At 60.6% G+C, this 23,013-nt stretch carries 23 protein-coding genes and 1 riboswitch; of the genes, 10 read left to right on the top strand and 13 right to left on the bottom strand.

Annotated features, from left to right (window positions below; all coding sequences use genetic code 11):
* The 3 genes from AB4N47_RS01475 to AB4N47_RS01465 form a co-directional block, all read right to left on the bottom strand.
* Positions 1 to 1,890 carry a DUF1302 domain-containing protein gene (locus AB4N47_RS01475; protein ID WP_110603014.1) on the bottom strand — a complete coding sequence of 630 codons (1,890 nt, stop codon included), beginning with the start codon at positions 1,888 to 1,890 and terminating at the stop codon, positions 1 to 3.
* A gap of 337 nt (positions 1,891 to 2,227) precedes the next feature.
* Positions 2,228 to 3,910: a fatty acid--CoA ligase gene (locus AB4N47_RS01470; protein WP_073473480.1), complete on the bottom strand. Its 1,683-nt coding sequence runs from the start codon at positions 3,908 to 3,910 to the stop codon at positions 2,228 to 2,230.
* A 268-nt stretch (positions 3,911 to 4,178) separates the two neighbouring features.
* The gene (locus tag AB4N47_RS01465) at positions 4,179 to 4,808 is read right to left on the bottom strand and encodes a LysE family translocator (RefSeq protein ID WP_341639442.1); all 630 of its coding nucleotides are present in this window, start codon (positions 4,806 to 4,808) and stop codon (positions 4,179 to 4,181) included.
* Positions 4,809 to 4,989: 181 nt separating this feature from the next.
* Here AB4N47_RS01465 and AB4N47_RS01460 point away from each other — a divergent pair, with 181 nt between their 5' ends.
* The 3 genes from AB4N47_RS01460 to AB4N47_RS01450 all read left to right on the top strand — a co-directional run bounded on the left by AB4N47_RS01460 (position 4,990) and on the right by AB4N47_RS01450 (position 7,822).
* A complete protein-coding gene (locus AB4N47_RS01460; RefSeq protein ID WP_280038387.1) occupies positions 4,990 to 5,955 on the top strand; it encodes a 2-hydroxyacid dehydrogenase in 966 nt (321 codons plus the stop codon).
* Positions 5,956 to 5,986: 31 nt separating this feature from the next.
* Entirely contained in the window at positions 5,987 to 6,985 is a 999-nt protein-coding gene (locus AB4N47_RS01455; protein ID WP_341639441.1) for a class I SAM-dependent methyltransferase, read from the top strand.
* A gap of 39 nt (positions 6,986 to 7,024) precedes the next feature.
* A riboswitch (yybP-ykoY riboswitch) is annotated at positions 7,025 to 7,149 on the top strand.
* A gap of 88 nt (positions 7,150 to 7,237) precedes the next feature.
* Entirely contained in the window at positions 7,238 to 7,822 is a 585-nt protein-coding gene (locus AB4N47_RS01450; protein ID WP_341639440.1) for a TMEM165/GDT1 family protein, read from the top strand.
* A 200-nt stretch (positions 7,823 to 8,022) separates the two neighbouring features.
* On the opposite strand, the gene AB4N47_RS01445 is transcribed toward AB4N47_RS01450, so the two are convergent.
* On the bottom strand, positions 8,023 to 8,841 hold the full coding sequence (locus AB4N47_RS01445; RefSeq protein ID WP_016773242.1) for a M48 family metallopeptidase: 819 nt from the start codon (positions 8,839 to 8,841) through the stop codon (positions 8,023 to 8,025).
* 251 nt (positions 8,842 to 9,092) lie between these two features.
* Here AB4N47_RS01445 and AB4N47_RS01440 point away from each other — a divergent pair, with 251 nt between their 5' ends.
* Positions 9,093 to 11,234, top strand: a complete 2,142-nt coding sequence (locus AB4N47_RS01440) for a methyl-accepting chemotaxis protein (protein ID WP_341639439.1) — start codon at positions 9,093 to 9,095, stop codon at positions 11,232 to 11,234.
* Between the two features lie 99 nt (positions 11,235 to 11,333).
* Here AB4N47_RS01440 and AB4N47_RS01435 read toward each other — a convergent pair whose 3' ends face one another.
* From AB4N47_RS01435 to AB4N47_RS01425, 3 genes are read right to left on the bottom strand one after another with little or no spacing between them, the layout of a single operon-like run.
* Entirely contained in the window at positions 11,334 to 11,957 is a 624-nt protein-coding gene (locus AB4N47_RS01435) for an SOS response-associated peptidase (RefSeq protein WP_341639438.1), read from the bottom strand.
* Between the two features lie 35 nt (positions 11,958 to 11,992).
* A complete protein-coding gene (locus AB4N47_RS01430; RefSeq protein ID WP_024014272.1) occupies positions 11,993 to 12,253 on the bottom strand; it encodes a putative signal transducing protein in 261 nt (86 codons plus the stop codon).
* A gap of 9 nt (positions 12,254 to 12,262) precedes the next feature.
* Positions 12,263 to 12,445 carry a CPXCG motif-containing cysteine-rich protein gene (locus AB4N47_RS01425; RefSeq protein ID WP_122706669.1) on the bottom strand — a complete coding sequence of 61 codons (183 nt, stop codon included), beginning with the start codon at positions 12,443 to 12,445 and terminating at the stop codon, positions 12,263 to 12,265.
* Between the two features lie 141 nt (positions 12,446 to 12,586).
* Here AB4N47_RS01425 and AB4N47_RS01420 point away from each other — a divergent pair, with 141 nt between their 5' ends.
* Positions 12,587 to 13,750 (top strand): 1-acyl-sn-glycerol-3-phosphate acyltransferase, encoded by a 1,164-nt coding sequence (locus AB4N47_RS01420; protein WP_177434129.1) that lies wholly within the window; start codon positions 12,587 to 12,589, stop codon positions 13,748 to 13,750.
* A gap of 130 nt (positions 13,751 to 13,880) precedes the next feature.
* On the opposite strand, the gene AB4N47_RS01415 is transcribed toward AB4N47_RS01420, so the two are convergent.
* On the bottom strand, positions 13,881 to 14,159 hold the full coding sequence (locus AB4N47_RS01415) for a hypothetical protein (RefSeq protein WP_016770663.1): 279 nt from the start codon (positions 14,157 to 14,159) through the stop codon (positions 13,881 to 13,883).
* 193 nt (positions 14,160 to 14,352) lie between these two features.
* Here AB4N47_RS01415 and AB4N47_RS01410 point away from each other — a divergent pair, with 193 nt between their 5' ends.
* Entirely contained in the window at positions 14,353 to 14,559 is a 207-nt protein-coding gene (locus AB4N47_RS01410; protein WP_016770662.1) for a hypothetical protein, read from the top strand.
* A 248-nt stretch (positions 14,560 to 14,807) separates the two neighbouring features.
* On the opposite strand, the gene AB4N47_RS01405 is transcribed toward AB4N47_RS01410, so the two are convergent.
* Entirely contained in the window at positions 14,808 to 15,392 is a 585-nt protein-coding gene (locus AB4N47_RS01405; protein ID WP_024014276.1) for a YajG family lipoprotein, read from the bottom strand.
* Between the two features lie 205 nt (positions 15,393 to 15,597).
* On the opposite strand from AB4N47_RS01405, the gene AB4N47_RS01400 reads away from it, so the two are divergent.
* Both AB4N47_RS01400 and mqo read left to right on the top strand, forming a co-directional pair.
* Positions 15,598 to 15,831 (top strand): hypothetical protein, encoded by a 234-nt coding sequence (locus tag AB4N47_RS01400; RefSeq protein ID WP_016773235.1) that lies wholly within the window; start codon positions 15,598 to 15,600, stop codon positions 15,829 to 15,831.
* 704 nt (positions 15,832 to 16,535) lie between these two features.
* On the top strand, positions 16,536 to 18,044 hold the full coding sequence (gene mqo, locus AB4N47_RS01395; protein WP_024014277.1) for a malate dehydrogenase (quinone): 1,509 nt from the start codon (positions 16,536 to 16,538) through the stop codon (positions 18,042 to 18,044).
* A 149-nt stretch (positions 18,045 to 18,193) separates the two neighbouring features.
* Here mqo and AB4N47_RS01390 read toward each other — a convergent pair whose 3' ends face one another.
* From AB4N47_RS01390 to AB4N47_RS01380, 3 genes are all read right to left on the bottom strand, one after another.
* Entirely contained in the window at positions 18,194 to 18,481 is a 288-nt protein-coding gene (locus AB4N47_RS01390) for a PA4642 family protein (protein WP_150652030.1), read from the bottom strand.
* 63 nt (positions 18,482 to 18,544) lie between these two features.
* Complete coding sequence (locus AB4N47_RS01385) at positions 18,545 to 19,024, bottom strand: hypothetical protein (protein WP_056790257.1); 480 nt, start codon at positions 19,022 to 19,024, stop codon at positions 18,545 to 18,547.
* 180 nt (positions 19,025 to 19,204) lie between these two features.
* Positions 19,205 to 19,762 (bottom strand): hypoxanthine-guanine phosphoribosyltransferase, encoded by a 558-nt coding sequence (locus AB4N47_RS01380; protein WP_016773231.1) that lies wholly within the window; start codon positions 19,760 to 19,762, stop codon positions 19,205 to 19,207.
* A gap of 164 nt (positions 19,763 to 19,926) precedes the next feature.
* Here AB4N47_RS01380 and upp point away from each other — a divergent pair, with 164 nt between their 5' ends.
* Together upp and AB4N47_RS01370 are read left to right on the top strand one after the other, a co-directional pair.
* The gene (gene upp, locus AB4N47_RS01375) at positions 19,927 to 20,565 is read left to right on the top strand and encodes a uracil phosphoribosyltransferase (protein ID WP_024014279.1); all 639 of its coding nucleotides are present in this window, start codon (positions 19,927 to 19,929) and stop codon (positions 20,563 to 20,565) included.
* A 2-nt stretch (positions 20,566 to 20,567) separates the two neighbouring features.
* On the top strand, positions 20,568 to 21,842 hold the full coding sequence (locus AB4N47_RS01370; RefSeq protein ID WP_016773229.1) for a uracil-xanthine permease family protein: 1,275 nt from the start codon (positions 20,568 to 20,570) through the stop codon (positions 21,840 to 21,842).
* A 134-nt stretch (positions 21,843 to 21,976) separates the two neighbouring features.
* Here the strand turns inward: AB4N47_RS01370 and hemH are convergent, their stop codons facing one another.
* Positions 21,977 to 23,002 (bottom strand): ferrochelatase, encoded by a 1,026-nt coding sequence (hemH, locus tag AB4N47_RS01365; protein WP_137214151.1) that lies wholly within the window; start codon positions 23,000 to 23,002, stop codon positions 21,977 to 21,979.
* Positions 23,003 to 23,013: the final 11 nt, after the last annotated feature.

Raw genomic sequence — 23,013 nt, 5'->3', positions numbered from 1 at the left:
TTAGAAGTTCACGCCGAAGCTGAGCGCCACGAAGTCGCGGTCATCCACGGTGGTGTACTTGCCGTCGAAGAAATTGGTGTAGGCCAGGCTCGCGGTGTAGGTGTTCTGGTACTCGGCATCGACGCCCAGGCTGACCGCTTTGCGACCTTCCTCGAAGTTGCCGCCAGGGCCTGGCGAGTAACCGCTCACGTCGTGGGACCAGGCCACGTTCGGCTTGAGGTTCACACCGGCAAACACGTCGTTGTATTCCCAGATCGCCCGACCACGGTAGCCCCACGACATCGACGTGGTGAAACCGTCGTTTTCGCAATTGCGGCTGCGGTTGTTCTGCGGCGAACCCGGGCCTGCGCCGTTGATGGTGCTGTTGTTGAGGATGTTGGCGCAGGTATCGATACCGCCAGTGGCCGGCAACTCACCCGGACCGTAGACCGGATCGCGGCCATAGCGCTTGTCGGAACGGCTTTCCAGGCCACCGACGTAGGTGGCGCCGACTTCACCGACGAGGGTCAGACGGCTGGCGCCCATGACCTGATCGAAGAAGTGCGTGAAGGTCGTCTGGATCTGGGTGATTTCCTTGCGCTCATAGCCATGCAGATCCTGGCCTGGCACGCCAGTGAGCAGCGAAGCGTTGGTCAGCGCGCCGCCCAGTGGACGCACACCGGCAAACAGGATGTCGGTGGAGTTCAGTTGTACCGGCGCGTTCGGACGGTAGCTGATCTCACCGCTCCACGCCGTACCGGTAGGCAGGGTGGTGGAGAAGCTCAGACCGTAGAGACGAATGTCTTCCGGGTATTCGATGAAGTAATTGGAGTTGCCCGCAACCAGCAGCGGTGCGAGCGCGGCAAACGGCCCCGGCAGCGCGGCAGCGGTGTTGTAGACCGATTGCGGTGCGCCGGTGGCGCTGAAGATCGGCGCACGGCTGTGGTAGTTCATGAAGTAGGCGCCGAACTCGGTGTCGAGTGGCTCGAACATGTATTTGAGGGACGCGCCCCACTGACCGCTATCGCGCGCGTCACGGTCCGGCCCACGGCGCACCAGCACGCCTTCTTGGTCGACGTTCACACCGTTGGCGGCCAACGGCCCCAAAGCGATCGCCGGAATCTGCGAACGCTTGTTCAGTACGCGCAAATTGTTGTCGCAACCGTCGGCAACGATGTCCGGCTGGGAGAAGAAGGTGCCGCAGTTGTCGACGACGGTCTGATCCCATTCCAGTTGGTAGAACGCTTCGGCCGAGAGGTTATCGGTGAGGCTCTGGGACACGTAGAACATGTTGACCGGAATCAGGCCTTCCTTGATCTCGGCGCCCGGACGACGGAACGCGGAGACGTCGATCGGGTTGATCGAGTTGATGCCGCCGCCGATGAAGGTACTTTCACCCCAGCTCACTACCTGCTTGCCCAGACGCACGGAGCCCGGCTGATCGGCGATCGCGTAGTTGTGATAGACGAAGGCGTCGAGGATCTGCCCGCCGGAGGACTTGGCGCCCTCTTTACGGTTGCTGTCGCTGATGTCCTTGAACTCGCGGCTCTCGTCCTTCAGTTCGAAGTCGTACCAGTACTTGCCACGGACGAACACGCCGGTGTCGCCGTATTTCAGTTCGAGGTCATGGATGCCCTTGAAGATCTTCGAGAAGGTTTCGCCGCTCTTGAAGTTGGCGTGACCGTCATCGGAGGTCTGCGACAGGCCACGGCCGCCGTTGTTGACGCCGATAAGGTTCTTGTTCGGGCTCTGAGTAGACCAACTGGCACCGATCGACAGGGACGAGTCGAACTGGCCTTCGATTTCACCGACGTTGAAACTGACGCCGAATGCAGGCCCGGCGAGCGAGGAGGCAAGACTGACCGCCAGAGGCAGTTTCGCCCGGCGCCAGAACTGGTTTACTGAGGTCATCGACGCTACTCCATGTGCATTATTGTTATGGCAGTGAGTACTTTTAAAAACGCTGTGGAGGACCGGGCGCCAGGGCTGCCCGAAATCGTTCCAGAGTTGCTCGCCCCGTTCAGTGCGTGTGCTCCGTTTTCAAAAAGTCCTTAAGCGGACTATAGCCAGCGGGTGGTAGTGCTTGATCCCTCTAAAGTGTGATTTGCAGCCGCCAACCACTCTGGAACAGTCCTTTCGCCAGTCCGACACACGTCGGCACGGCAAGGATGGCTGATTTTTTCGATTTCACAAGCCAAGCGCTTGCTTGGTGGGTCTGGCGCGCCGGTTTCGGCGCGCCAGCAGGCACCTAAAGCGTCGAAAGGAAGGTGCTGTTGTTGGCCTGCCATTCGGTGATGTCGAGGCGGATGCGCTTCTTGTCGAGCTTGCCGACACTGGTCTTGGGAATTTCGGTAACAAGGGCGATCTGACTGGGGATCGCCCACTTGCTCAGGTGCCCCAGTTCGACGAACGGCTTGAGGTGTTCCTTCAGTTCCCGTGCACCGATCACCTGCCCTTCGCGGACCACCAGCAAGGCAAACGGACGCTCGCCCCACTGGGGATCGGCGATGCCCACCACTGCTACTTCGCGTACCGCCGCATGCCGGCTGATAAGGTCTTCGAGGTCGAGGGAGGAGATCCACTCGCCGCCGGTCTTGATCACGTCCTTGATGCGATCACGAATATCGATCACACCCATGCTGTCGAGCGTGGCGACGTCACCGGTGTGCAACCAGCCACCGGCCCAGAGCTCGGCGCCCTTCTGCGGCTCGTTGAAATAACCTTCGGTCAGCCATGGCGCGCGCAACACCAGTTCGCCCTGGGTTTCGCCGTCGGCCGGAAGGAAATTGCCCTCGCCGTCGACAATCGCCGCTTCGACCAGTGGCCCCGGCACGCCGGCCTTGATCCGGTAAGTAGTGCGCTCGTCTTCGCTGCCGGCCATCAGTTCGTCGTTGAGGTGCGCGCAAGACACCAGCGGCCCGGTTTCCGACATGCCGTACGCGGCCGTCAGCTGAATGCCACGGGCCTTGGCGTTTTCATAGAGGCTGCGATTGAGTGCGCTGCCGCCGATCACGATCTTCCAGCCGCCGAAGTCGGCACCCTGCGCGGCCTTGGCGTTGAGCAGCATTTGCAGGATGGTCGGCACGCAATGGGAAAAGGTGACCTTCTCCTTGCGCCACAACTCCACCAGATATTCCGGATCGTAACGCCCTGGGTAGACCTGCTTGAGCCCGAGCATGGTCGCCACGTACGGCAAACCCCAGGCGTGGACGTGGAACATTGGCGTGATCGGCATGTACACATCGTTGGTGCCGAGCAGCCGTACGCTGTCGATCGAACCCATGATCGTCGCCACGCCGATGGTGTGCAGCACCAGTTGCCGATGGGTGAAATACACGCCTTTCGGATTGCCCGTGGTGCCGGTGGTGTAGAACGTGGTGGCGACCGAGTTTTCGTCGAAGTCCTGAAAATCGTATTGCGCACTCGCGGCGGCCAGCAGTTGCTCGTATTCGCCGACAAGGTTCGGCAGCTCCGCGGTTTTCTCCGGGAGATCGGTCAGCAGCAGGGTTTTCTCCACCGTGGTCAGCTGCGGCGCGATGGCCTGATACAGCCCGACGAACTCGCTGTTGACCAGCACGAAGCGGTCCTCGGCGTGGTTCATGGTGTAGAGGATCTGCTCGGGCGACAGACGAACGTTGATGGTGTGAATCACCGCGCCGATCATCGGAATGGCGAACATGCATTCCAGGTAACGGTGGCTGTCCCAGTCCATCACCGCCACGGTGTCACCGGCCTTCACGCCAGCAGCCGTCAGCACATTGGCCAGCCGCGCAACCCGCTCGATCAGGGTCGGATAGCTGTAGCGCAACTGGTCGCGGTAGATGATTTCGCGGGTTTTCTCGTAACGGGCGCCGGACATCAGCAGCCGTTTGATCAGCAATGGATACTGGTAGGCCCCATCGGCCGGCGGAATGACCCGAGTCTGCAACATAAGAATCCCTTTTCTGACTGCACGGTGTTGGCGGAGAGATTCGTACTCTAGTGCGCCTGCATGACAGTAAAATCAGCCAAAGGAATGATTTGCAGAGCCGTACAAATGCTAGCTTTGCGCCAGCCCCCCAGGTGTCTGGAAATTGGATATGGCCCCTGTAGGAGCTGCCGAAGGCTGCGATCTTTTGATTTGCTTATGAAAAGACAAGATCAAAAGATCGCAGCCTCGTTGCACTCGTCAGCTCCTACAAGAGAACAATGCGGCCCGGTCAGTGCATCTCGGTGAACGCGATTTTCACGCCGAGAGCAATCAGCACGGCACCCATAGTTCGGTCGAACCAGTGGCCCATGCGGGCGAAGCCGGCGCGCACGCGTTGCTGGCTGAACAGCATCGCCACCAGGCAGAACCAGATCGCCGTCGCCACCGCCAGGTAAACGCCGTAACCGGCCTGCACCGCCAGCGGTGTGTGCGGGTTGATCACCACGGTGAACAGCGAGAGGAAAAACAGCGTGGCTTTCGGGTTCAGGCCGTTGGTGACGAAGCCCGAGGTAAACGCGCCCCGCGCGGTGCGTACGCCGGTTTCCCGGTGCAAGTCATCGGTGACGGTTTTCGCCGGTTGCGCGCACAAGGCCTTGAAGCCGATGTAAAGCAGATACGCGGCGGCGGCCCACTTCAGCGCGTTGAACAGCACGATCGATTGCGACACGATCAGACCGATGCCGAGCAACGAATAGCCGACATGCAGGAAAATCGCCGAGCCCACGCCCAGCGCGGTCCAGGTGCCGGCGCGGCGCCCGTGGGTCACGCTCTCGCGCACGACCACGGCAAAGTCCGGGCCGGGGCTGGCCACGGCGAGCAGATGGATCAGGGCAACGGTCAAGAACTCGGTCCAGTACATGGGGGCTCCTTTGTGGCAGCTTGGTCAATAAAACATCTGTAAAGAACACAGTCCTGTGGCGAGGGGATTTATCCCCTCGCCACAGGGTTATGTGTCCACTGTGGGGTCAGCGTAACGATTTGTTTCATCTGGTACGCTCGGCAGAGTACGCCCTCCGCTCACAGCACAAAAGGTACAGTTGATGACGAACACGCGCCGCGCGGTATTCCTTGATCACCCTTCGCTGGACCTCGGCGATCTGGACCTCGGTCCGTTGCGCGAATGCTTCAGCGACTTGCAGCTGTTCGCCCAGACTCTGCCGGAACAGGTCAGCGAACGCCTGCACGGCGCCAGTGTGGCGATCACCAACAAAGTCGTGATCGACGCGGCCGCGATGGCTGCCAACCCGCAACTGAAACTGATCCTGATCAGCGCCACCGGCACCAACAATGTCGACCTCACTGCCGCCCGCGCCCACGGCATCACTGTGTGCAATTGCCAGGCTTACGGCACGCCGTCGGTGGCGCAACACACGATCATGCTGTTGCTCAACCTCGCCACGCGCCTGGCCGACTATCAAAAGGCTGTGGGCGCAGGCCGCTGGCAGCAGGCGAAGCAGTTCTGCCTGCTCGACTACCCGATCGTCGAACTGCAAGGCAAAACCCTCGGCCTGCTCGGCCATGGCGAGCTCGGTGGTGCCGTGGCGCGATTGGCCGAGGCGTTCGGCATGCGCGTTTTGCTCGGGCAGATTCCGGGGCGCCCTGCTCGACCGGATCGCTTGCCGCTGGAAGAACTGCTGCCGCAGATCGACGCCCTTACCCTGCACTGCCCGCTCAACGAGCACACCCGGCATTTCATCGGCGCCCGCGAACTGGCCGCGATGAAGCCCGGCGCATTTGTGGTCAATACCGCCCGGGGCGGCCTGATCGATGAGCAAGCGCTGGCCGACGCTTTGCGTAGCGGCCACCTCGGCGGTGCGGCGACCGATGTGTTGAGTGTCGAGCCACCGACCCAGGGCAATCCGCTGCTCGCCGCCGATATCCCGCGCCTGATCGTCACCCCGCATAACGCTTGGGGCAGTCGCGAGGCGCGCCAGCGTATCGTCGGGCAACTGAGCGAAAACGCCCAGGCGTTCTTCAGCGGTGAGGCGCTGCGGGTCGTCAGTTGATAAACTGCGGCACTTTTTTCAAGGAGCAGTTATGGATCCGCGCAGTGAAGTACTGCTTCGTCAGGCCGAGTTATTCCAGGGTTCGCTGCTGTTGGCCGGCCTGCCCGCCGATGATTTGCTCGGGCGTCTGCCGAATGCGTTCGGCTGGTGCTGGCACGCTGGCGACCAAGCCGCACTGGACGCGCGTTTCGAGGGCCGCAGCCAGTTCGGCGTGAATGTCCCGGAGCGCGAGTTCGACAGCGCTGTGGTGTTCCTGCCCAAGTCCAAGGACCTGACCGACTACATCCTCAACGCCGTGGCGTCGCGTCTGGCCGGGCGTGAGGTGTTTCTGGTCGGGGAAAAACGCAGCGGCATCGAAGGCGCGTCCAAACAGCTCAACCCGTTCGGCAAGCCACGCAAACTCGACAGCGCTCGCCACTGCCAGCTCTGGCAAGTCACCGTGGCCAATGCGCCTGAAGCGAAACCGCTGGAAAGCCTGGCGCAGACTTACGAACTGCCGCTGGCCGAAGGGCCGTTGAAAGTCATCAGCCTGCCGGGCGTGTTCAGCCATGGGCGCCTGGATCGCGGCAGCGCCCTGCTGCTGGAGCATCTGGACAAACTGCCGAGCGGCCATCTGCTCGACTTCGGTTGCGGCGCCGGCGTGCTCGGGGCTGCGGTGAAACGTCGCTATCCGCACAATCAGGTGACGTTGCTGGATGTCGACGCGTTCGCCGCCGCCAGCAGCCGTCTGACCCTGGCCGCCAATGGATTGGAGGCCGAAGTGCTGACCGGTGATGGCATCGATGCCGCGCCGATGGGTTTGAACGCGATTCTGAGCAATCCGCCGTTCCATGTCGGCGTGCACACCGATTATTTCGCTACGGAGAACCTGCTGCGAAAAGCGGCGAAACATCTGAAAAACGGTGGCGAACTGCGCCTTGTGGCGAACAGCTTCCTCAAGTATCAGCCGTTGATCGAGGAGCACCTGGGCGTGTGTGCGATCAAGGCTGAAGGCAATGGTTTCCGGATTTACCGGGCCAAGCGCGGTTGAAAATTTGTTCTTGCCCAATCGGATTTGCCTAGGCAGAATCCGCTCCGTCCTAGGGGAGTAGTCTCCCACGAGCGCCAAGCTCGTCCGGCATACGTCAACATACTTGATCCTCAGATCATGGCGTATGCGACCCAAGCGTCCGCACCAGACGGATCGCAGGGTTTGACAAGACCTATGACACGCACACCTTACCCGGGGCGGGAAGGCTGTACGTGTCATAGCCGTGTCGACCCGCCCCTTAGGAAATCCCTGATGCTGGACTCGCTACTCGTTCCCACCGCTATCGTTGCCTTGGCCGAAATCGGCGACAAGACGCAACTGCTCGCGCTGATTCTCGCCGCTCGCTTTCGCAAACCCTGGCCGATCATCGCCGGGATTGTTGCCGCGACTCTGGCCAACCACGCAGCAGCCGGTGCGGTAGGTGCCTGGGTCGGCAGTTTCTTCTCCGACGCCGTCCTGCACTGGATCCTCGCCGCCAGCTTCGCCGCCACGGCGCTGTGGACCCTGGTCCCGGACAAAATGGATGACGACGAAGCCAGCACGGCGCGCAAGTTCGGGCCGTTCCTGACCACGCTGATCGCGTTCTTCATCGCGGAAATCGGCGACAAGACGCAGATCGCCACGGTGATGCTCGCCGCGCAATATCCGGAACTTTGGCTGGTGATTATCGGCACCACCGTGGGCATGCTGATTGCCAACGTGCCGGTGGTCCTGGCGGGTAACTTTGCTGCAGAGAAACTGCCGCTGACCCTGATCCGCCGCCTCGCGGCTTCGGCGTTCATGATTCTGGCGATTGTTGCGGTATACAAGGCCATGCAGAGCAGCGGCTGGGTTTAACCCCGTCTACTGAACTACCCAAAACCTGTGGTGAGGGGATTTATCCCCGATGGGGCGCGAAGCGCCCCCAAACCTGCTGCCTCAGAGTGTCATACATAGCGCATTTGCAGGTTTTGGGGGCTGCTTCGCAGCCCATCGGGGATAAATCCCCTCGCCACAACAGCCCTCCCAACCTGAAGAATCGTTGTGTCCTTCGACTTTTAAGACTTCGGGGCTTTTTCGTACAGCGGCATCACCTTCGGAATCGCTGCCTGCAACGCAGCAATGCGGCTGCTCGATGCCGGGTGAGTGCTCATGAATTCCGGTGGCGCGCCTTCGGAAGCCTTGCTCATCTTGTCCCACAGGGTGATCGCCGCGTTCGGGTTGTAACCGGCGCGGGCGGCCAGTTCCAGGCCGATCAGGTCGGCTTCGTTTTCGTTGGCGCGGCTGTTGGGCAAGGTCATGCCGTAGTTGGCCACGGTGTCGGCCAGCGCCAGGCTGTCCTGACCCAGACCGAACAAGGCACCGGCGCCCTGCTTCGCCATCTCCATACCGTAAGCCTTGGACATCGCTTCACGACCGTGCTCGCGCAGGGCGTGGGCGATTTCATGGCCCATGACCGCAGCGATTTCATCGTCGGTGAGTTTCAGACTGTCGATCAGCCCGGTGTAGAAGATGATCTTGCCGCCGGGACCGCAGTTGGCGTTGAGCTCATCGCTCTTGATCAGATTGACTTCCCATTGCCACTGCGCCGCGTCCGGGCGGAAGGTCGGCGCCTGGGCGATCAAGCGGTTGGCGATGGTCTGCACGCGCTTGGCTTCCGGGCTGGTCTTGTCCAGCACACCTTTGCTCGACGCCTCGCCGACGGTCTTCTGATACGACTGCGCGTACATCTGATCGACCTCTTGCGAGGACAGCATGCTGAACATGTACTGCTTGCGCTCCACGCCCACGGCACCGCCGCTGGTGGTGTTGACCGACTGACAACCGGCCAGCAACAGCGCTGCGCTCAAAGCACTTACCACTAATGTCTTGTTCATTCAAAAGCTCCCTGAAAACCTGAGGCGTATCCTAGGCGGCTAATTGTATTGGCGCCAGATACAACGGACGCATTGCGCGTACATCCACCTAAGGCCGCAAGTCTGGCTGGAAATTCCTCAAGGCGCATTGAATCCGCCGTGCACCGATCCATCAGCGACATCGCGGGCCGATTCCGACCAGCGTCTCTAATGGCCGCGCCCACCGCGCCGATAAATCCCTCGCAGATTGTCCTCTTGCGTGCGGAGCTCCCATGAAGTTCAAGTCGATCCAGTTTTCCGTCGCCGCTCTGGCCGGCGCCATCGTTCTAAGCGTGGTCGCGGCGCTGGTGCTGTACGCGCTGTTCTCCGGCGCTCGCACGCAAGAAATGGTGCAACAGCGCACCCAGGCGCAGTTCGAGCAAGTCATCGAACAGCGCCTGACTTCGCTGGCGCAGACCCAGGTCAGCCAGATCCAGCGCGAACTCGAAGCGCCGCTGCTGATTGCCGGCGGCCTGGTACGGGTCAACGCCCTGCTCGGCACAACCGCCGCCGACGGCCAGCCGCGCCTGAGCGTCAGCCGCGAGCAACTGATCAGCCTGATCAAGGAAAACGTCGAAAAGAACCCGAAAATTCTCGGCACATACATCGGCTGGGAAAAAAACGCACTGGACCACAATGACGCGGCCTACATCGGCAGCGCCGTGGTCGGTATCGATCCAGCCAATGGACGTTTCCTGCCGTGGTGGTTCCGCAATACCGACGGCAGCCTGGGCGTGGACAAACTGGCCGATGTCGACGACCAGAAAACCTTGTCCACCGGCATACGCGCCAGCGAGTACTACCTGTGCTCGAAAGAGACGAAGAAAGCCTGCGTGATCGACCCGGCACCGTACAAGGTCGGTGACAAGATTGTCATGCTCGCCTCGTTCATTGAACCGATCATGGTCAACGGCGCGTTCCAGGGCATCGTCGGCGCCGACCTCTCGGTGAACTTCATTCAGGACATGCTGCTCGCCGCCAACCAGAAGCTTTACAGCGGCGCCGGTGAAATGGCTCTGGTCGGCGGCAACGGGCGGATCGTTGCCTACACCAAGGACTCGAGCAAATTTGGTGAAAAAGTCAGCGACATCCTCGACGCCGAACAGGCCAGCAGTCTCGCCAATCTCAAGCGCGACGAGGTCACCTATTCGGTGAATCAGGCCAAGGGCCGCATCGAACTGTACCTGCCGTTCGGCATCGGCCAGACCGACGCACGCTGGACACTGATGCTGCAATTGCCGCTAAACGCGGTCATGGCCGATCTGCAAAACCTCCAGGCTGATCTTGATGCCCAGCGCAAATCCGACACCTTCGGCATGGCCATGGTCGGCCTGATCATCGCCGGCATCGGCCTGCTGGTGATCTGGCTGGTGGGTCACGGCATTGCGCGGCCACTCAAGCAAATGGTCGCCATGCTTGATGACATCGCTCAGGGCGAAGGCGATCTGACCCGTCGCTTGAGCAGCGACCGCAGCGATGAACTGGGCTCGATTGCCAAAGGCTTCAACACCTTCCTCGCCAAGTTGCAGGCGATGATTACGCAAGTGGTGACCTCGGTGCAGAGCGTCAGCGATTCCTCGGAACACACCGCCGACATCGCCATTCGCACCAACATCGGCGTGCAGAAACAAATGGCCGAAATCGATCAGGTAGCGACCGCGGTGCAGGAAATGACCGCCACCGCCCAGGACGTCGCGCGCAACGCCACCCAGGCAGCACAAGCGGCAAGCCACGCCGATCAGGCCGCCAGCCAAGGCATGCAGATCGTGCGCGACACATCGAATTCGATTGGCGTACTGGCGGTGGAAATCGGCAAGGCTGTCGAGGTGGTGCAGACGCTGGCCAAGGACAGCGAAAACATCAACGCCATCCTCACCGCCATTCGCGGCATCGCCGAACAGACCAACCTGCTGGCACTGAACGCGGCAATCGAGGCCGCCCGGGCCGGCGAGCAGGGTCGCGGTTTTGCCGTGGTCGCAGATGAAGTGCGCAATCTGGCGCAGAAAACCCAGAAGGCCACTGAAGAAATCCAGGCGATGATCCAGCAATTGCAGCAAGGCACCCGCGATGTGGTGCGCGTCATGGAAGACAGCCAGAACCGCACCGACGAAAGCGTGCAGCACGCGGCGAAAGCGGCCGAAGCGCTGGAGACCATTACTCAGGCCGTGTCGGTGATCAACGACATGAACACGCAGATTGCCAGTGCGGCGGAAGAGCAAAGTGCAGTAGCCGACGACATCAACCGCAATGTGATCAACATCGGTAAGGTGGCGAATGAAGTGGCGGGCGGTGCGGATGAATCGAGCTCGGCGAGCGCCGGGTTGACCAAACTGGCGGAACAGCAGCGGCGGTTGATCAATCAGTTCAAGGTCTGATCTTTAGATCCTCTTCGCGAGCAGGCTCGCTCCCACAGTTGGATTGCATTCACATGTGGGAGCGAGCCTGCTCGCGAATATGCCGGCACAGATCACTCATCAAGCCGGGGTGAGGCACTCCGGCCCGTTCAACTTCGGATCATTCACCAGATTCGCCAGCACCCGCTCGCGCAGCGCCGCCGGTTCACTGGCGAGCAAACCCTGCAAGACATGCAGCGGCGTTTCAGGATCAAGCCAGGCAGCCTGCCCCGCTTCATCGAGAATCAACGGTCGCCGCTGACTCGCCGCCGATTGAGTGATCACTGCCGTGCTCAGCCAGACCTGTTCCTGCACCGGATACGCTTCCCAGATCGCGGCGAAAAACAACGACGAGCCCTCCCCCGGCGTCAACCAGTACGGTCGCTTGCGCTGGATGCCGCGCCATTCGTAGAAACCGTTAGCCGGCAGCAGGCAACGCCGCAGACGCAGCGCTTCACGAAACATCGGCTGCTCGGCCACGGTTTCGGCGCGGGCATGGGCCGGGGTCTTCGACAGATCGGTCAGCCACGGCGGCGTCAGCCCCCAGCGTGCACGGGCCAAGGTGCGCTGGCCATCTTCTTCGGCACGCAGCATCAACACCGAGTCATTCGGAGAAATGTTCCACTGCGCCTGCTGATCGGCGGGAAAACCTGGCAGGGCCGCGAACTCGCGGTTCCAGCGAAACAGGGCATAACGTCCACACATGGGGCAACACGACTCTGAATAAAACGAAGGCCAGCCTAACAGACCAGCGTGCCGGGAAAGCTTTCCGGTTCGTCGCCGGGCAGCGGCAGCGCGGCATTGTACGCGGTGATCAACTCGCGGGCGTATTCGGCCTGATCGTTATCCACCGACAGCCAGAGCAGGCCGAAGATCGGCAATTCACCCGCACCGCCCACCAGATCACGGCCGATCAGATGCGCCTCGATCCCCTCACTGGCAAGCATGCCCTTGAGCATTTCACCCTCCATCAGGTTCGCCGGTTCGTAGATTCGCTGCATACGCGGCCCTCACTCGTTTTCGCTGAAGACTTCCAGATGCCACTCTTCTTCATGTACTTGCAGGACAAAGGTGATCGGACGACAGCACACCTGGCAGTCTTCGATATACGTCTGATCCCCAGCGGACAAATCCAGAGTGGTCTCGATTTCCTCACCGCAATACGGACATTCATACAGTGCATTTTCCAGCATCGCGGTCTCCCCAGTGACTTGTGCGTATAATCGCCGGTCTATTTGCAGGGCTATTTTTGTCTGACTACTTTTCAGACCGTGCCCCGCGGGTTTTCGATCAAACCCTTTACTTACCCTAGCCGTTTCCAACAAGAGAGCATGATGGGCGAATTCGATGCCATCCGACCTTACGACGACAGCGAAGTACCTGCGGTACTGGCAAGGCTGCTCGGCGACAAGGCGTTTCTAGATATCCTCACCCACTTCCGCTTCCCGCGTTTTGCCGGTGCCTTCGGCTGGATGCTCAAACCTCTTATAGCCCATCGGCTGCGTCGTGAGTTTGCCGACGTGAATTCCGTGGCTACCTTACAGGACAAAGTCGAGTTCTACGTCGACCACACCATCGAGCGCGCCACCGACGGCGTAACGTATACCGGTGTCGAGCAGTTCAAGTCCGGCAGCGCCTACCTGTTCATCGCCAACCACCGCGATATCGTCATGGACCCGGCCTTCGTCAACTACGCCGTATACCACGCCGGCCTGCCGACACCGCGCATCGCGATTGGCGACAACCTGCTGCAAAAGCCGTTTGTCAGTGACCTGATGCGCTTGAACAAGAGCTTCATCGTCCACCGTTCGATCACCGGCCGTCGCGAGAAAATGGCGGCGTATCAATTGCTGTCGGCGTACATCAATCACTCGATACGCAACGATTGCGCCTCGATCTGGATTGCTCAGGCGGAAGGTCGGGCGAAGGACGGCGACGACCGCACCGAGTCGGCGATCCTCAAGATGTTCCACATGAGCCGCAAGGACGAGCCGTTCGGCGAAGTGATCCGCTCGCTCAACGTGACGCCGGTGTCGATCAGCTATGAGTACGACCCGTGCGATCAGGCCAAGGCCCGCGAGCTATACATCCGCGCCACCACCGGCACCTACGCCAAGGCGCCGGGCGAGGATGACGTGAGCATCGCCAAGGGCATCACCGGCTACAAGGGCCGGGTCCACGTGAACTTTGCCGCGCCGATCACCGAGGTGTTCGAAGACACCAAGCAATTGGCGATCGAAATGGACAAGCAGATTCTCGGCGGCTACCGGTTGTTCCCGGTGCATTACCTGGCGTACGCGCAGTGGGCGGATGCCGATTCGCAACTGAACGTGCCGAAAGCGGCCGAGGTGTTCCCGGCTGACGAACTGGCCAAGGCGCAGGATGAATGGCAGAGCCGACTGGACGCCTGCCCCGCTGAGCATCGGCCGTACCTGGTGCTGCAATATGCGACGCCGGTGCGCAATCAGTATCGGGTCAAGGCTGGATTGCCGCTGTAGGCAACAGCTGTGGCGAGGGGATTTATCCCCGTTGGAGTGCGCAGCGCTCCCAAGTTTTTACCTGAGAAAAACAGGGCCTGCTACGCAGTCCAGCGGGGATAAATCCCCTCACCACAGGTTTGCTATTGCTTCAGAAGCGGGTGCTGATCCAGGAGACGATCAAAGCAAGCCCCAGGCAAGCAAAACCAAAACGATAGAAAAACCGGTTCATGCGCAACGTCGCCCAATCGAGCATCGGCTCGGCATTCGGCTGCGCTTGGCGCTGTGCCGCCAGACTGGCCTGCGCGCGTTGCTCACGGCGGCGGGTCGCGTGCAGCAGCCAACTGCCCGGAAAGGCCAGCAGCAAGGCCAGCAGGTTGATCAACTTGGCGGGATGGGCGGTAAACAGCGTCATCAAGTGCAGCGACATCACAGACCTCGAACTTAACCGGTGTGGCAGACGCCAGACCGACGACCGCGGCGCGGATTCTACCCAAACCCTGACGCCCTGCCCCAGCCTTTGCGACAAATAACCTGACAATCGACCGATGGCTGTCCTGTGTCATGGCATCGTCACGTGGATGCTTCACCCTGCGCGCCTCGAAACCCGAATGGAATGCGACATGCTGCACGCGGAAAACCAGGATCGCCTGTACCTCATCACTCCTTACGACGACCAGCAAAGCCTGGTCGGCAGCCTCGCCTTCAACGTGCAGGACCGGCACTGGCTGGTGTATTGCGCGCTGGGCGGGCATCAGCATGCGGACTTGCCCGAGACCGATTTGCTGACTGGCGTGAGCGTGCTTGATTTCTATTCTCAGGCTGCCTGAACGTCAAAAGCACCCTCACCCTAGCCCTCTCCCAGAGGGAGAGGGGACTGACCGAGGTGTTTGCGGTAGATGCGCCGACATGAGATACCGCGCCGAATTCAGGTTTTGAAGCACACGCGATCGGCTCCCTCTCCCTCGGGAGAGGGCTGGGGTGAGGGGAATCGATTTCCCATACGACACAAATCTCAGATCCACAAAAAAGCCCGGAACCATCACTGGCCCCGGGCTTTTTCACATTCGCTGCAAACTTACTCAGCGAGCACCTGACCCACGGTCGGGTCCTTGAACAGACGCGTCAGCGCATCACTCAATACATCGCTGACCAGTTTGGTATTGGTCTCCTGATTCGGCGCCATGCCGAAGCGCTGGTCCAGCGACGCACCGTAACGGCCGCTGTAGCGGCGGTTGGCGTTCTGCACGTCGGAGCGGAAGGTCGCGCCGATGGTCGCTTCGGTCACGTACATGCCTTCTTTCGGCGACTGGTACTTCAGCTCGGCCAGGGTCACGGTCAGCTGCGGCGCGTTGGGTGCGTTAGTGGTCGGGGTGAAGCCGAGCAGACGCACGGCGGCTTCGGCCTGGGCCTGCAGCTTGGGCAGGATCTGCTCGCGCTGTACGGTGATGGCGCTGGTTTCCGGGTACAGACCGCCACGGGTGCCGAGGGTTGGCGACGGACGACCGTCGACCACACGCACGATGACAGGCTGGCCGCGACCGACCGCTGGCAGTTGCGTGGTCAGCTTCGGCTCCGGATTCAGTTGTTGCGGGCTGTGGGCGCAGCCGGCGAGGGTCAAACCGGCGACAGTGATCAAACCGAACAACAGGCGTTGCAACATGCTCTTCTCTCCAGAATCAGGCACAAACAGGCCGGCAGTATAGCGGTGGGCCACTGCGCGTAACCAGCGCCGCACAGTGAATACTGCAATGTCAGACAAACCCCACCGAAAGCGGTTCCTGTCACACATTCTTCACCGTCCATACACCCTGGCGTCATGGCTTGCCGACAAGCTTCAAAGCAGTCCTCCTTCAAGGAACTCTGCCATGCGCTATCTGATCTCGCTGTTCGCCCCACGCCCGCTGCATCGTAGCTTCGCCCTGCTCGACCGCAACGGCCGTTGCCAGGCCTTCAAGCAGTGCAGCCTGCAACCGATGGGCGACGGCTGGGTGGAAATCGAAGAAATCCGCCTGACCTGGCTGAACCAGCCGCTCCCCGCCAGCGCCCGGGTCGTACCGCGACAAATGCGCGCACGGGGTCAGGTGCAGTTGAGCATCTGACCGGATGCCTAATAAAAGTCATTAAACACGAGCAACTGCGCGCATTTCTTCGCTACAATCTCCCCCCGATTATAAGGACGTCTCCTGATCGGGCCCCGCAACAGCGTCAATGCGCATGCATCGACATCAAAATCGCCCACAGAGAGCCGCCCACACAGATCGAGTGAAGTTGGCGCGCTTGCCTGTTCTTCCGGCAAAAACCCGCTTTTCGCGAATCTGCAGAGCTGTCATTCGCTCGGCCACCGCGTTGTTTTGCCCTAGCGGGCAGGTGCCAGGCCAAGGCAGCCCTTTTTTGAGGTTCACGTCTTCAAAAGAGCGTGAAAAAAACGGGTTTTCACAACTTCACAAGAGTGTGGCGAGCAAATGAATAGTTTTGCGTCTGAACATGCACCATTAGCGTCCGAAACAGCCCAACGACACAGGACCGGGTATACCTCGAACATCGGAGCCTGAAGCCTGTCCGCTACGGATTTGGTTGCACGAAAACGGATGACTCGACCATAAGTCGAATTGCCAGCCCTGCGTGAAAATGCGTTCATGGAACGCTTGAAACCAGGCCGCACGCATCCGTCGAAGTTGCGAAAAATTGCGAAGATTCGGACATGGCCAACCTGACCACGGATAGCCCGGGCCCACTGACCTGCCCTGGAACGCCTGGCAGCCATGCCGACAATTTGGTGCTGCAGATTTGGGAGACGCGTTAAATGGCGCATAACGAAGCAGTCGACGTAGTTCTGGTAGGGGCCGGCATCATGAGTGCCACCCTGGCCGTACTGCTCAAAGAGCTCGACCCCGCGATCAAGCTGGAAGTCGTCGAGCTGATGGATTCCGGCGCCGCCGAGAGTTCCAATCCGTGGAACAACGCCGGTACCGGTCACGCCGGCCTGTGCGAGCTGAACTACACCCCGCAGGCTGCCGATGGCAGCGTCGACATCAAGAAAGCCGTGCACATCAACACCCAGTTCGAGGTGTCGAAGCAGTTCTGGTCGTACCTGACCAAAAAGGGCACGTTCGGCTCGTGCAAATCCTTCATCAGCCCGGTTCCGCACCTGAGTTTCGTTCAGGGCGAAAGCGGTGTGTCGTTCCTCAAGGAGCGCTTCAACGTGTTGAGCAAGCACCACGCGTTTGCCGACATGGAGTACACCGAAGACAAAGGCAAGATGGCCGAATGGATGCCGCTGATGATGCCGGGCCGCTCGCCCGACGAAGTCCTCGCCGCCACTCGCGTGATGAACGGCACCGACGTCAACTTCGGCGCGCTGACCAATCAGTTGCTCAAGCACCTGAGCAGTGCTCCGGACACCCAGGTCAAATACTGCAAGCGCGTGACCGGCCTCAAGCGTAACGGCGCCGGCTGGACCGTCAGCATCAAGGACGTCAACAACGGCAACACCCGCGAAGTCGACGCAAAGTTTGTCTTCCTCGGTGCCGGTGGCGCGGCCCTGCCGTTGCTGCAGGCTTCGGGCATCGAAGAAAGCAAAGGCTTCGGCGGCTTCCCGATCAGCGGCCAGTGGCTGCGTTGCGATAACCCGGAAGTGGTCAAGCACCACCAGGCCAAGGTCTACAGCCAGGCGGCCGTGGGTTCCCCACCGATGTCGGTGCCGCACCTCGACACTCGCGTCGTCGACGGCAAGAAATCCCTGCTGTTCGGGCCATACGCCGGTTTCACCACCAAGTTCCTCAAGCATGGCTCCTTCATGGACCTGCCGATGTCGGTGCGCGCCGGCAACATCGGGCCGATGCTGGCGGTGGCGAAAAACAACATGGACCTGACCAAGTACCTGGTCAGCGAAGTGATGCAGTCAATGGAACAGCGTCTGGAATCCCTGCGGCGTTTCTACCCGCAGGCGAAAGCCGAAGACTGGCGCCTGGAAGTGGCCGGCCAACGGGTGCAGATCATCAAGAAGGACCCGAAAAAGGGCGGCATCCTGCAGTTCGGTACCGAACTGGTCGCAGCGAAAGACGGCTCCCTCGCCGCCCTGCTCGGCGCTTCGCCAGGCGCGTCGGTGACCGTTTCGATCATGCTCGAACTGATCGAGAAGTGCTTCCCGGCCAAGGCGTCAGGCGAGTGGGCAAGCAAACTCGCGGAAATCTTCCCGGCCCGTGAAAAGGTTCTGGAAACCGATGCTGCGCTGTATCGCAAGATCAACACGCAGAACAACATCGCCCTGGAACTGGTTGAAGAAAGCAGCGAGACACCAAGCTTCGCTTGATCTTGCGGCATGAAAAACGCCCCAATCGGGGCGTTTTTTACGGACGCCAGAATCAAAAGATCGCAGCCTTCGGCAGCTCCTACAGGGCCAACATAAATCCCATGTAGGAGCTGCCGAAGGCTGCGATCTTTTGATCTTGTCTTTTGCCCTTAACCGCGGGACTTTTCGATCAGTTCAATGTATTCCGGGGCGTTGCGCTGATCGGCGATCAGGTCAACAAAGGTCTTGCCCTGCTCATCCTTGCCATCAACGTCATAACCCGCCGCAACGAAGAAGCCCAGAAAGCGCTCGAAATCATCGATGCGCAAACCGCGATAGGCCTTGATCAGTTTGTGCAGCGACGGCGAAGTGGCGTCGACCGGCTCAAAATCGAGGAACAGCTTGATCTGCTCATCGCCGATCTCGTCACCAATCACTTGTTTCTTATCTTTACGCATTGCCGACTCCAGCTCGCAGACATGACACGGGGCGGGCAGTTTACCCTTGCCCGGCCGCCCGGCTCAACGCGGACGAATCGCCCCGGTATGAAGATCGGCCCAGATATGGCCATTGGCATAACTGAGGAACTGCACATACACCGTGTCGTTGCGCAGCAGATCCATCACCACGCGGTATTGAGCGAGCGGATAGAACAGCGTCAGGGTTTTGCTTTTATCGTCATAGGCCGGTTTCTTCAGGCTCTTGCTTTCGCCGTCGAAACTCACCAGCACCTGGTTGATGTTCGCGCCTTTGTTCAGAGACTTGCCCTTGAGGCGGATCAACAAGGACGAGGTGACCGGAATCGGCTGCTGATTGGACTGGCGCTGCGCACCGACCACCACCGAATACTCGCTGACCTGCAGCAGTTGCTGTTGCTCGGGTTCAGCGTCGCGCAGGGTGAGATCGTCCGGCGGCAGGAACTGGCTGTGCATCGGCGCGGCGGACAGCGGCAGGCTGAGAGACAGCAACAGGGCGGCGAGACTGCGGATCAAGAGGCGCATGACAGGCTCCGGAGGGCGGGGCCGAGCACTCTAGCATGGGTAACGCGGATGGATCAGCACACACAAAAACACTGTGGGAGCGAGCTTGCTCGCGAAGGCGGACTGACATTCAAAACAGATGTCGACCGATACACCGCTTTCGCGAGCAAGCTCGCTCCCACATTTAGATTGAGGCGCGGATTACATGCCTTTAACGGCGTAAATCCCGTTGGCGTTGCGCCAGTAGCCCTTGTAGTCCATGCCATAACCGAAAATGTAGCGGTCGATGCATGGCAGGCCGACGAAATCGGCTTTCAGGTCCGGGCGCGCCTTGCGGTCGTGATCCTTGTCGATCAGCACGGCGGTGTGTACTTTGCGCGCGCCGGCGTGTTTGCAGAAGTCGATGATCGCGCCCAGGGTGTGACCTTCATCGAGGATGTCGTCGATGATCAGCACGTCGCGGTCGATGAACGAAACTTCCGGCTTGGCTTTCCAGAACAGGTCGCCGCCGCTGGTTTCGTTGCGATAACGGGTCGCGTGCAGGTAGGACGCTTCCAGCGGGAATTGCAGATGCGTCAGCAGTTTGCCGGAGAAGATCAGGCCGCCGTTCATCACGCAGAACACCACCGGGTTGCTGTCAGCCAGTTGCTCGTTGATTTGTGCACCGACGCGGGCGATGGCCGCCTCGACTTCAGACTCGGTGTACAGGCAGTCAGCCTCTCGCATGATTTGACGGATATGCTCGAGATCAGCGGACATGGCGCTCTCCAGGGGTTGGCGGAATTGGAAAAGCGGGCAAAGGTACGCATCCCGCGAGGTCGAATCAAGCTCTTATGGACTAACGTACAGAATGTCCTATAGGACATCACCCTCGGATAGATTAATCTAGGCCGGTTTTTTTGCCCGCCGCCGGAGCCTTTCCCATGCCCATCCTCGAGATCCGCCATCCGCTGATCCGTCATAAACTCGGCCTGATGCGCCGCGCTGACATCAGCACCAAGAATTTCCGCGAGCTCGCTCAGGAAGTCGGCGCCCTGTTGACCTATGAAGCTACAAAAGATCTGCCGCTCGAATCCTACGACATTGCCGGCTGGTGCGGCACCGTGTCGGTGGAGAAGATCGCCGGCAAGAAGATCACCGTCGTGCCGATCCTGCGTGCCGGCATCGGCATGCTCGAAGGCGTGCTGAGCCTGATCCCGGGCGCCAAGGTCTCCGCTGTGGGCGTTGCCCGCAACGAAGAAACCCTGCAAGCGCACACCTATCTGGAAAAACTGGTACCGGAAATCGACGAGCGCCTGGCGATGATCATCGACCCGATGCTCGCCACCGGCAGTTCCATGGTTGCCACCATCGACCTGCTGAAAAAGGCCGGTTGCCGCGACATCCGTGCCATGGTCCTGGTGGCCGCGCCGGAAGGCATTGCTGCCGTCGAACAGGCGCACCCGGACGTGACCATCTACACCGCGTCCATCGATGAACGTTTGAACGAGCACGGCTACATCATTCCTGGGCTTGGCGATGCTGGTGACAAGATCTTCGGCACCAAGCAGAAGGACGCGTAACCATGCAGCAAGAGTTCAACGATCCGCTCTGGCGCACGGTGCTGTCCGGCGCGCAGATGCTGTTCGTGGCCTTCGGCGCCTTGGTGCTGATGCCGCTGATCACCGGCCTGGACCCGAACGTGGCACTGTTCACCGCGGGTCTGGGGACGATCCTGTTCCAGATCGTCACCGGGCGACAGGTGCCGGTGTTCCTGGCGTCGAGCTTCGCTTTCATCACGCCGATCATTCTCGCCAAGGGCCAGTTCGGTCTTGCCGCGACCATGGGCGGGGTGATGGCGGCCGGTTTCGTCTACACCTTCCTCGGCCTGGCCGTGAAGATCAAAGGCACCGGCTTCATTGACCGTTTGCTGCCGCCGGTAGTGATCGGTCCGGTGATCATCTCCATCGGCCTGGCCATGGCGCCGATTGCCGCGAACATGGCGATGGGCAAGGCCGGTGACGGCACTGAACTGATCCACTATCAGACGGCGATGATGATTTCCATGCCGGCGCTGCTGACCACGCTGATCGTGGCGGTCTTCGGCAAAGGCATCTTCCGTCTGGTGCCGATCATTTCCGGGGTGCTGGTGGGTTTTGCCATGTCGTTCTATTTCGGCGTGGTCGACACAGCGAAAATTGCTGCAGCGCCATGGTTCGCTCTGCCGCACTTCACCGCGCCGGAGTTCAACTGGCAGGCGATTCTGTTCATTGTTCCGGTGGCGCTGGCCCCGGCGATCGAGCACATCGGCGGCGTGATTGCCGTGGGTAGCGTGACCGGTCGCGATTACCTGAAGAAGCCGGGCCTGCATCGCACCCTGCTCGGTGACGGCATCGCCACCACTGCTGCCGGCCTGTTCGGCGGCCCGCCCAACACCACTTACGCCGAAGTGACCGGCGCGGTGATGCTGACCAAAAACTACAACCCGAAAATCATGACCTGGGCGGCGATCTTCGCCATCACCCTGGCGTTCATCGGCAAGTTCGGCGCGCTGCTGCAAAGCATTCCGGTGCCGGTGATGGGCGGGATTCTGTGCCTGTTATTCGGATCGATCGCAGCGGTGGGCATGAACACCCTGATCCGCCACAAGATCGACCTGGGCGAAGCGCGCAATCTGGTAATTGTTTCGGTGACGCTGGTGTTCGGCATTGGCGGTGTGCTGGTCGGCACCGGCACCGGTCCGGATGACTTCGGCCTCAAAGGCATCGCGCTGTGCGCGGTGGTGGCGATTGCGCTGAACCTGATCCTGCCGGGCAATGACGGCTGGAAGCAGAAGAAGGCGGATGAGCCACTGATTTAACCCCCCGCAATGATCGTTCCCACGCTCCGCGTGGGGATGCCTCAAGGTGACGCTCCGGTGTCCAGTGACGCGGAGCGTCACGGGCTGCATTCCCACGCAGAGCGTGGGAACGATCACTGTGTGAGCGGGCTTGCTCAGAGGGCCAGCGGCGCTCTTTCGCAGAGGGTCGCCAGCGCCTTGGCCCATTGCGGGTCGTCGTTCAGGCACGGCACCAGTACCAGTTCCTCGCCCCCCGCTTCGCGGAACTGTTCCCTACCGCGATCGCCAATCTCTTCCAGCGTCTCGATGCAGTCAGCGACGAACGCCGGGCACATCACCAGAATCTTTTTCACCCCGCTTTTCGCCAGTTCATCCAGCCGCGCTTCGGTATACGGCTCGATCCATTTCGCCCGGCCCAGGCGTGACTGAAACGACACCGACCATTTGCCGTCCGGCAGGCCCATGGTTTTGGCGAAGGCGGCGGCGGTACGGAAACACTGCGCGCGGTAACAGGTTGCCAATACCGCCGGCGAGGCGGTCTGACAGCAATCGGCGCCCTTGAGGCAGTGATTGCCCGTCGGGTCGAGTTTGCTCAGATGCCGCTCCGGCAAGCCGTGAAAGCTCAGCAGCAGATGATCGTAATCCTGCTGCAGATGCGGACGCGCGCTGGCGGCCAGTGCTTCGATGTATTCCGGCTGATCGTAGAACGGTTGCAGGATCGACAACTGCACATCGAGCTTCTTCTCGCGCAGTACGCGCCGGGCTTCTTCGATCACGGTGGTCGTGGTGCTGTCGGCGAACTGCGGATACAGCGGCGCCAGCGTGATCTTCTTATGTCCCGCTTTGACCAGACGCAGCAGACAGGTTTCGATCGACGGCTCGCCATAACGCATCGCCAGATCCACCGGGCCGTGTTTCCACGTCCGGGTCATCTGCTCCTGCAAGCGGCGGCTGAGCACCACCAGCGGCGAGCCCTCCTCCCACCAGATCGAGGCGTAGGCATGGGCCGATTGCTCGGGGCGCTTGATCAGGATCAGCGACACCAGCAACCGCCGCAGCGGCCATGGCAGGTCGATCACGTACGGGTCCATAAGAAATTGATTGAGGTAGCTGCGCACATCGGCCACCGAGGTGGAGGCCGGAGAGCCCAGGTTGACCAGAAGCAAAGCGTGATCGGTCATGCAACGTCCTA

It is taken from the genome of Pseudomonas sp. S3_G06, from assembly GCF_054667565.1.
Note: the sequence above shows the minus strand (reverse complement) of the source record. Positions and strands in the feature narration are given on the sequence as shown.

Coding starts and splice junctions, on each gene's coding strand:
- AB4N47_RS01450 (WP_341639440.1), top strand. CDS start 7,238: ATGCTGGACTCGCTACTCGTTCCCACCGCTATCGTTGCCTTGGCCGAA.
- AB4N47_RS01405 (WP_024014276.1), bottom strand. CDS start 15,392: ATGTTGCAACGCCTGTTGTTCGGTTTGATCACTGTCGCCGGTTTGACC.
- AB4N47_RS01390 (WP_150652030.1), bottom strand. CDS start 18,481: ATGCGTAAAGATAAGAAACAAGTGATTGGTGACGAGATCGGCGATGAG.
- AB4N47_RS01440 (WP_341639439.1), top strand. CDS start 9,093: ATGAAGTTCAAGTCGATCCAGTTTTCCGTCGCCGCTCTGGCCGGCGCC.
- AB4N47_RS01455 (WP_341639441.1), top strand. CDS start 5,987: ATGGATCCGCGCAGTGAAGTACTGCTTCGTCAGGCCGAGTTATTCCAG.
- mqo (WP_024014277.1), top strand. CDS start 16,536: ATGGCGCATAACGAAGCAGTCGACGTAGTTCTGGTAGGGGCCGGCATC.
- AB4N47_RS01460 (WP_280038387.1), top strand. CDS start 4,990: ATGACGAACACGCGCCGCGCGGTATTCCTTGATCACCCTTCGCTGGAC.
- AB4N47_RS01410 (WP_016770662.1), top strand. CDS start 14,353: ATGCTGCACGCGGAAAACCAGGATCGCCTGTACCTCATCACTCCTTAC.
- AB4N47_RS01430 (WP_024014272.1), bottom strand. CDS start 12,253: ATGCAGCGAATCTACGAACCGGCGAACCTGATGGAGGGTGAAATGCTC.
- AB4N47_RS01465 (WP_341639442.1), bottom strand. CDS start 4,808: ATGTACTGGACCGAGTTCTTGACCGTTGCCCTGATCCATCTGCTCGCC.
- upp (WP_024014279.1), top strand. CDS start 19,927: ATGCCCATCCTCGAGATCCGCCATCCGCTGATCCGTCATAAACTCGGC.
- AB4N47_RS01420 (WP_177434129.1), top strand. CDS start 12,587: ATGGGCGAATTCGATGCCATCCGACCTTACGACGACAGCGAAGTACCT.
- AB4N47_RS01385 (WP_056790257.1), bottom strand. CDS start 19,024: ATGCGCCTCTTGATCCGCAGTCTCGCCGCCCTGTTGCTGTCTCTCAGC.
- hemH (WP_137214151.1), bottom strand. CDS start 23,002: ATGACCGATCACGCTTTGCTTCTGGTCAACCTGGGCTCTCCGGCCTCC.
- AB4N47_RS01415 (WP_016770663.1), bottom strand. CDS start 14,159: ATGTCGCTGCACTTGATGACGCTGTTTACCGCCCATCCCGCCAAGTTG.
- AB4N47_RS01475 (WP_110603014.1), bottom strand. CDS start 1,890: ATGACCTCAGTAAACCAGTTCTGGCGCCGGGCGAAACTGCCTCTGGCG.
- AB4N47_RS01400 (WP_016773235.1), top strand. CDS start 15,598: ATGCGCTATCTGATCTCGCTGTTCGCCCCACGCCCGCTGCATCGTAGC.
- AB4N47_RS01470 (WP_073473480.1), bottom strand. CDS start 3,910: ATGTTGCAGACTCGGGTCATTCCGCCGGCCGATGGGGCCTACCAGTAT.
- AB4N47_RS01445 (WP_016773242.1), bottom strand. CDS start 8,841: ATGAACAAGACATTAGTGGTAAGTGCTTTGAGCGCAGCGCTGTTGCTG.
- AB4N47_RS01380 (WP_016773231.1), bottom strand. CDS start 19,762: ATGTCCGCTGATCTCGAGCATATCCGTCAAATCATGCGAGAGGCTGAC.
- AB4N47_RS01370 (WP_016773229.1), top strand. CDS start 20,568: ATGCAGCAAGAGTTCAACGATCCGCTCTGGCGCACGGTGCTGTCCGGC.
- AB4N47_RS01425 (WP_122706669.1), bottom strand. CDS start 12,445: ATGCTGGAAAATGCACTGTATGAATGTCCGTATTGCGGTGAGGAAATC.
- AB4N47_RS01435 (WP_341639438.1), bottom strand. CDS start 11,957: ATGTGTGGACGTTATGCCCTGTTTCGCTGGAACCGCGAGTTCGCGGCC.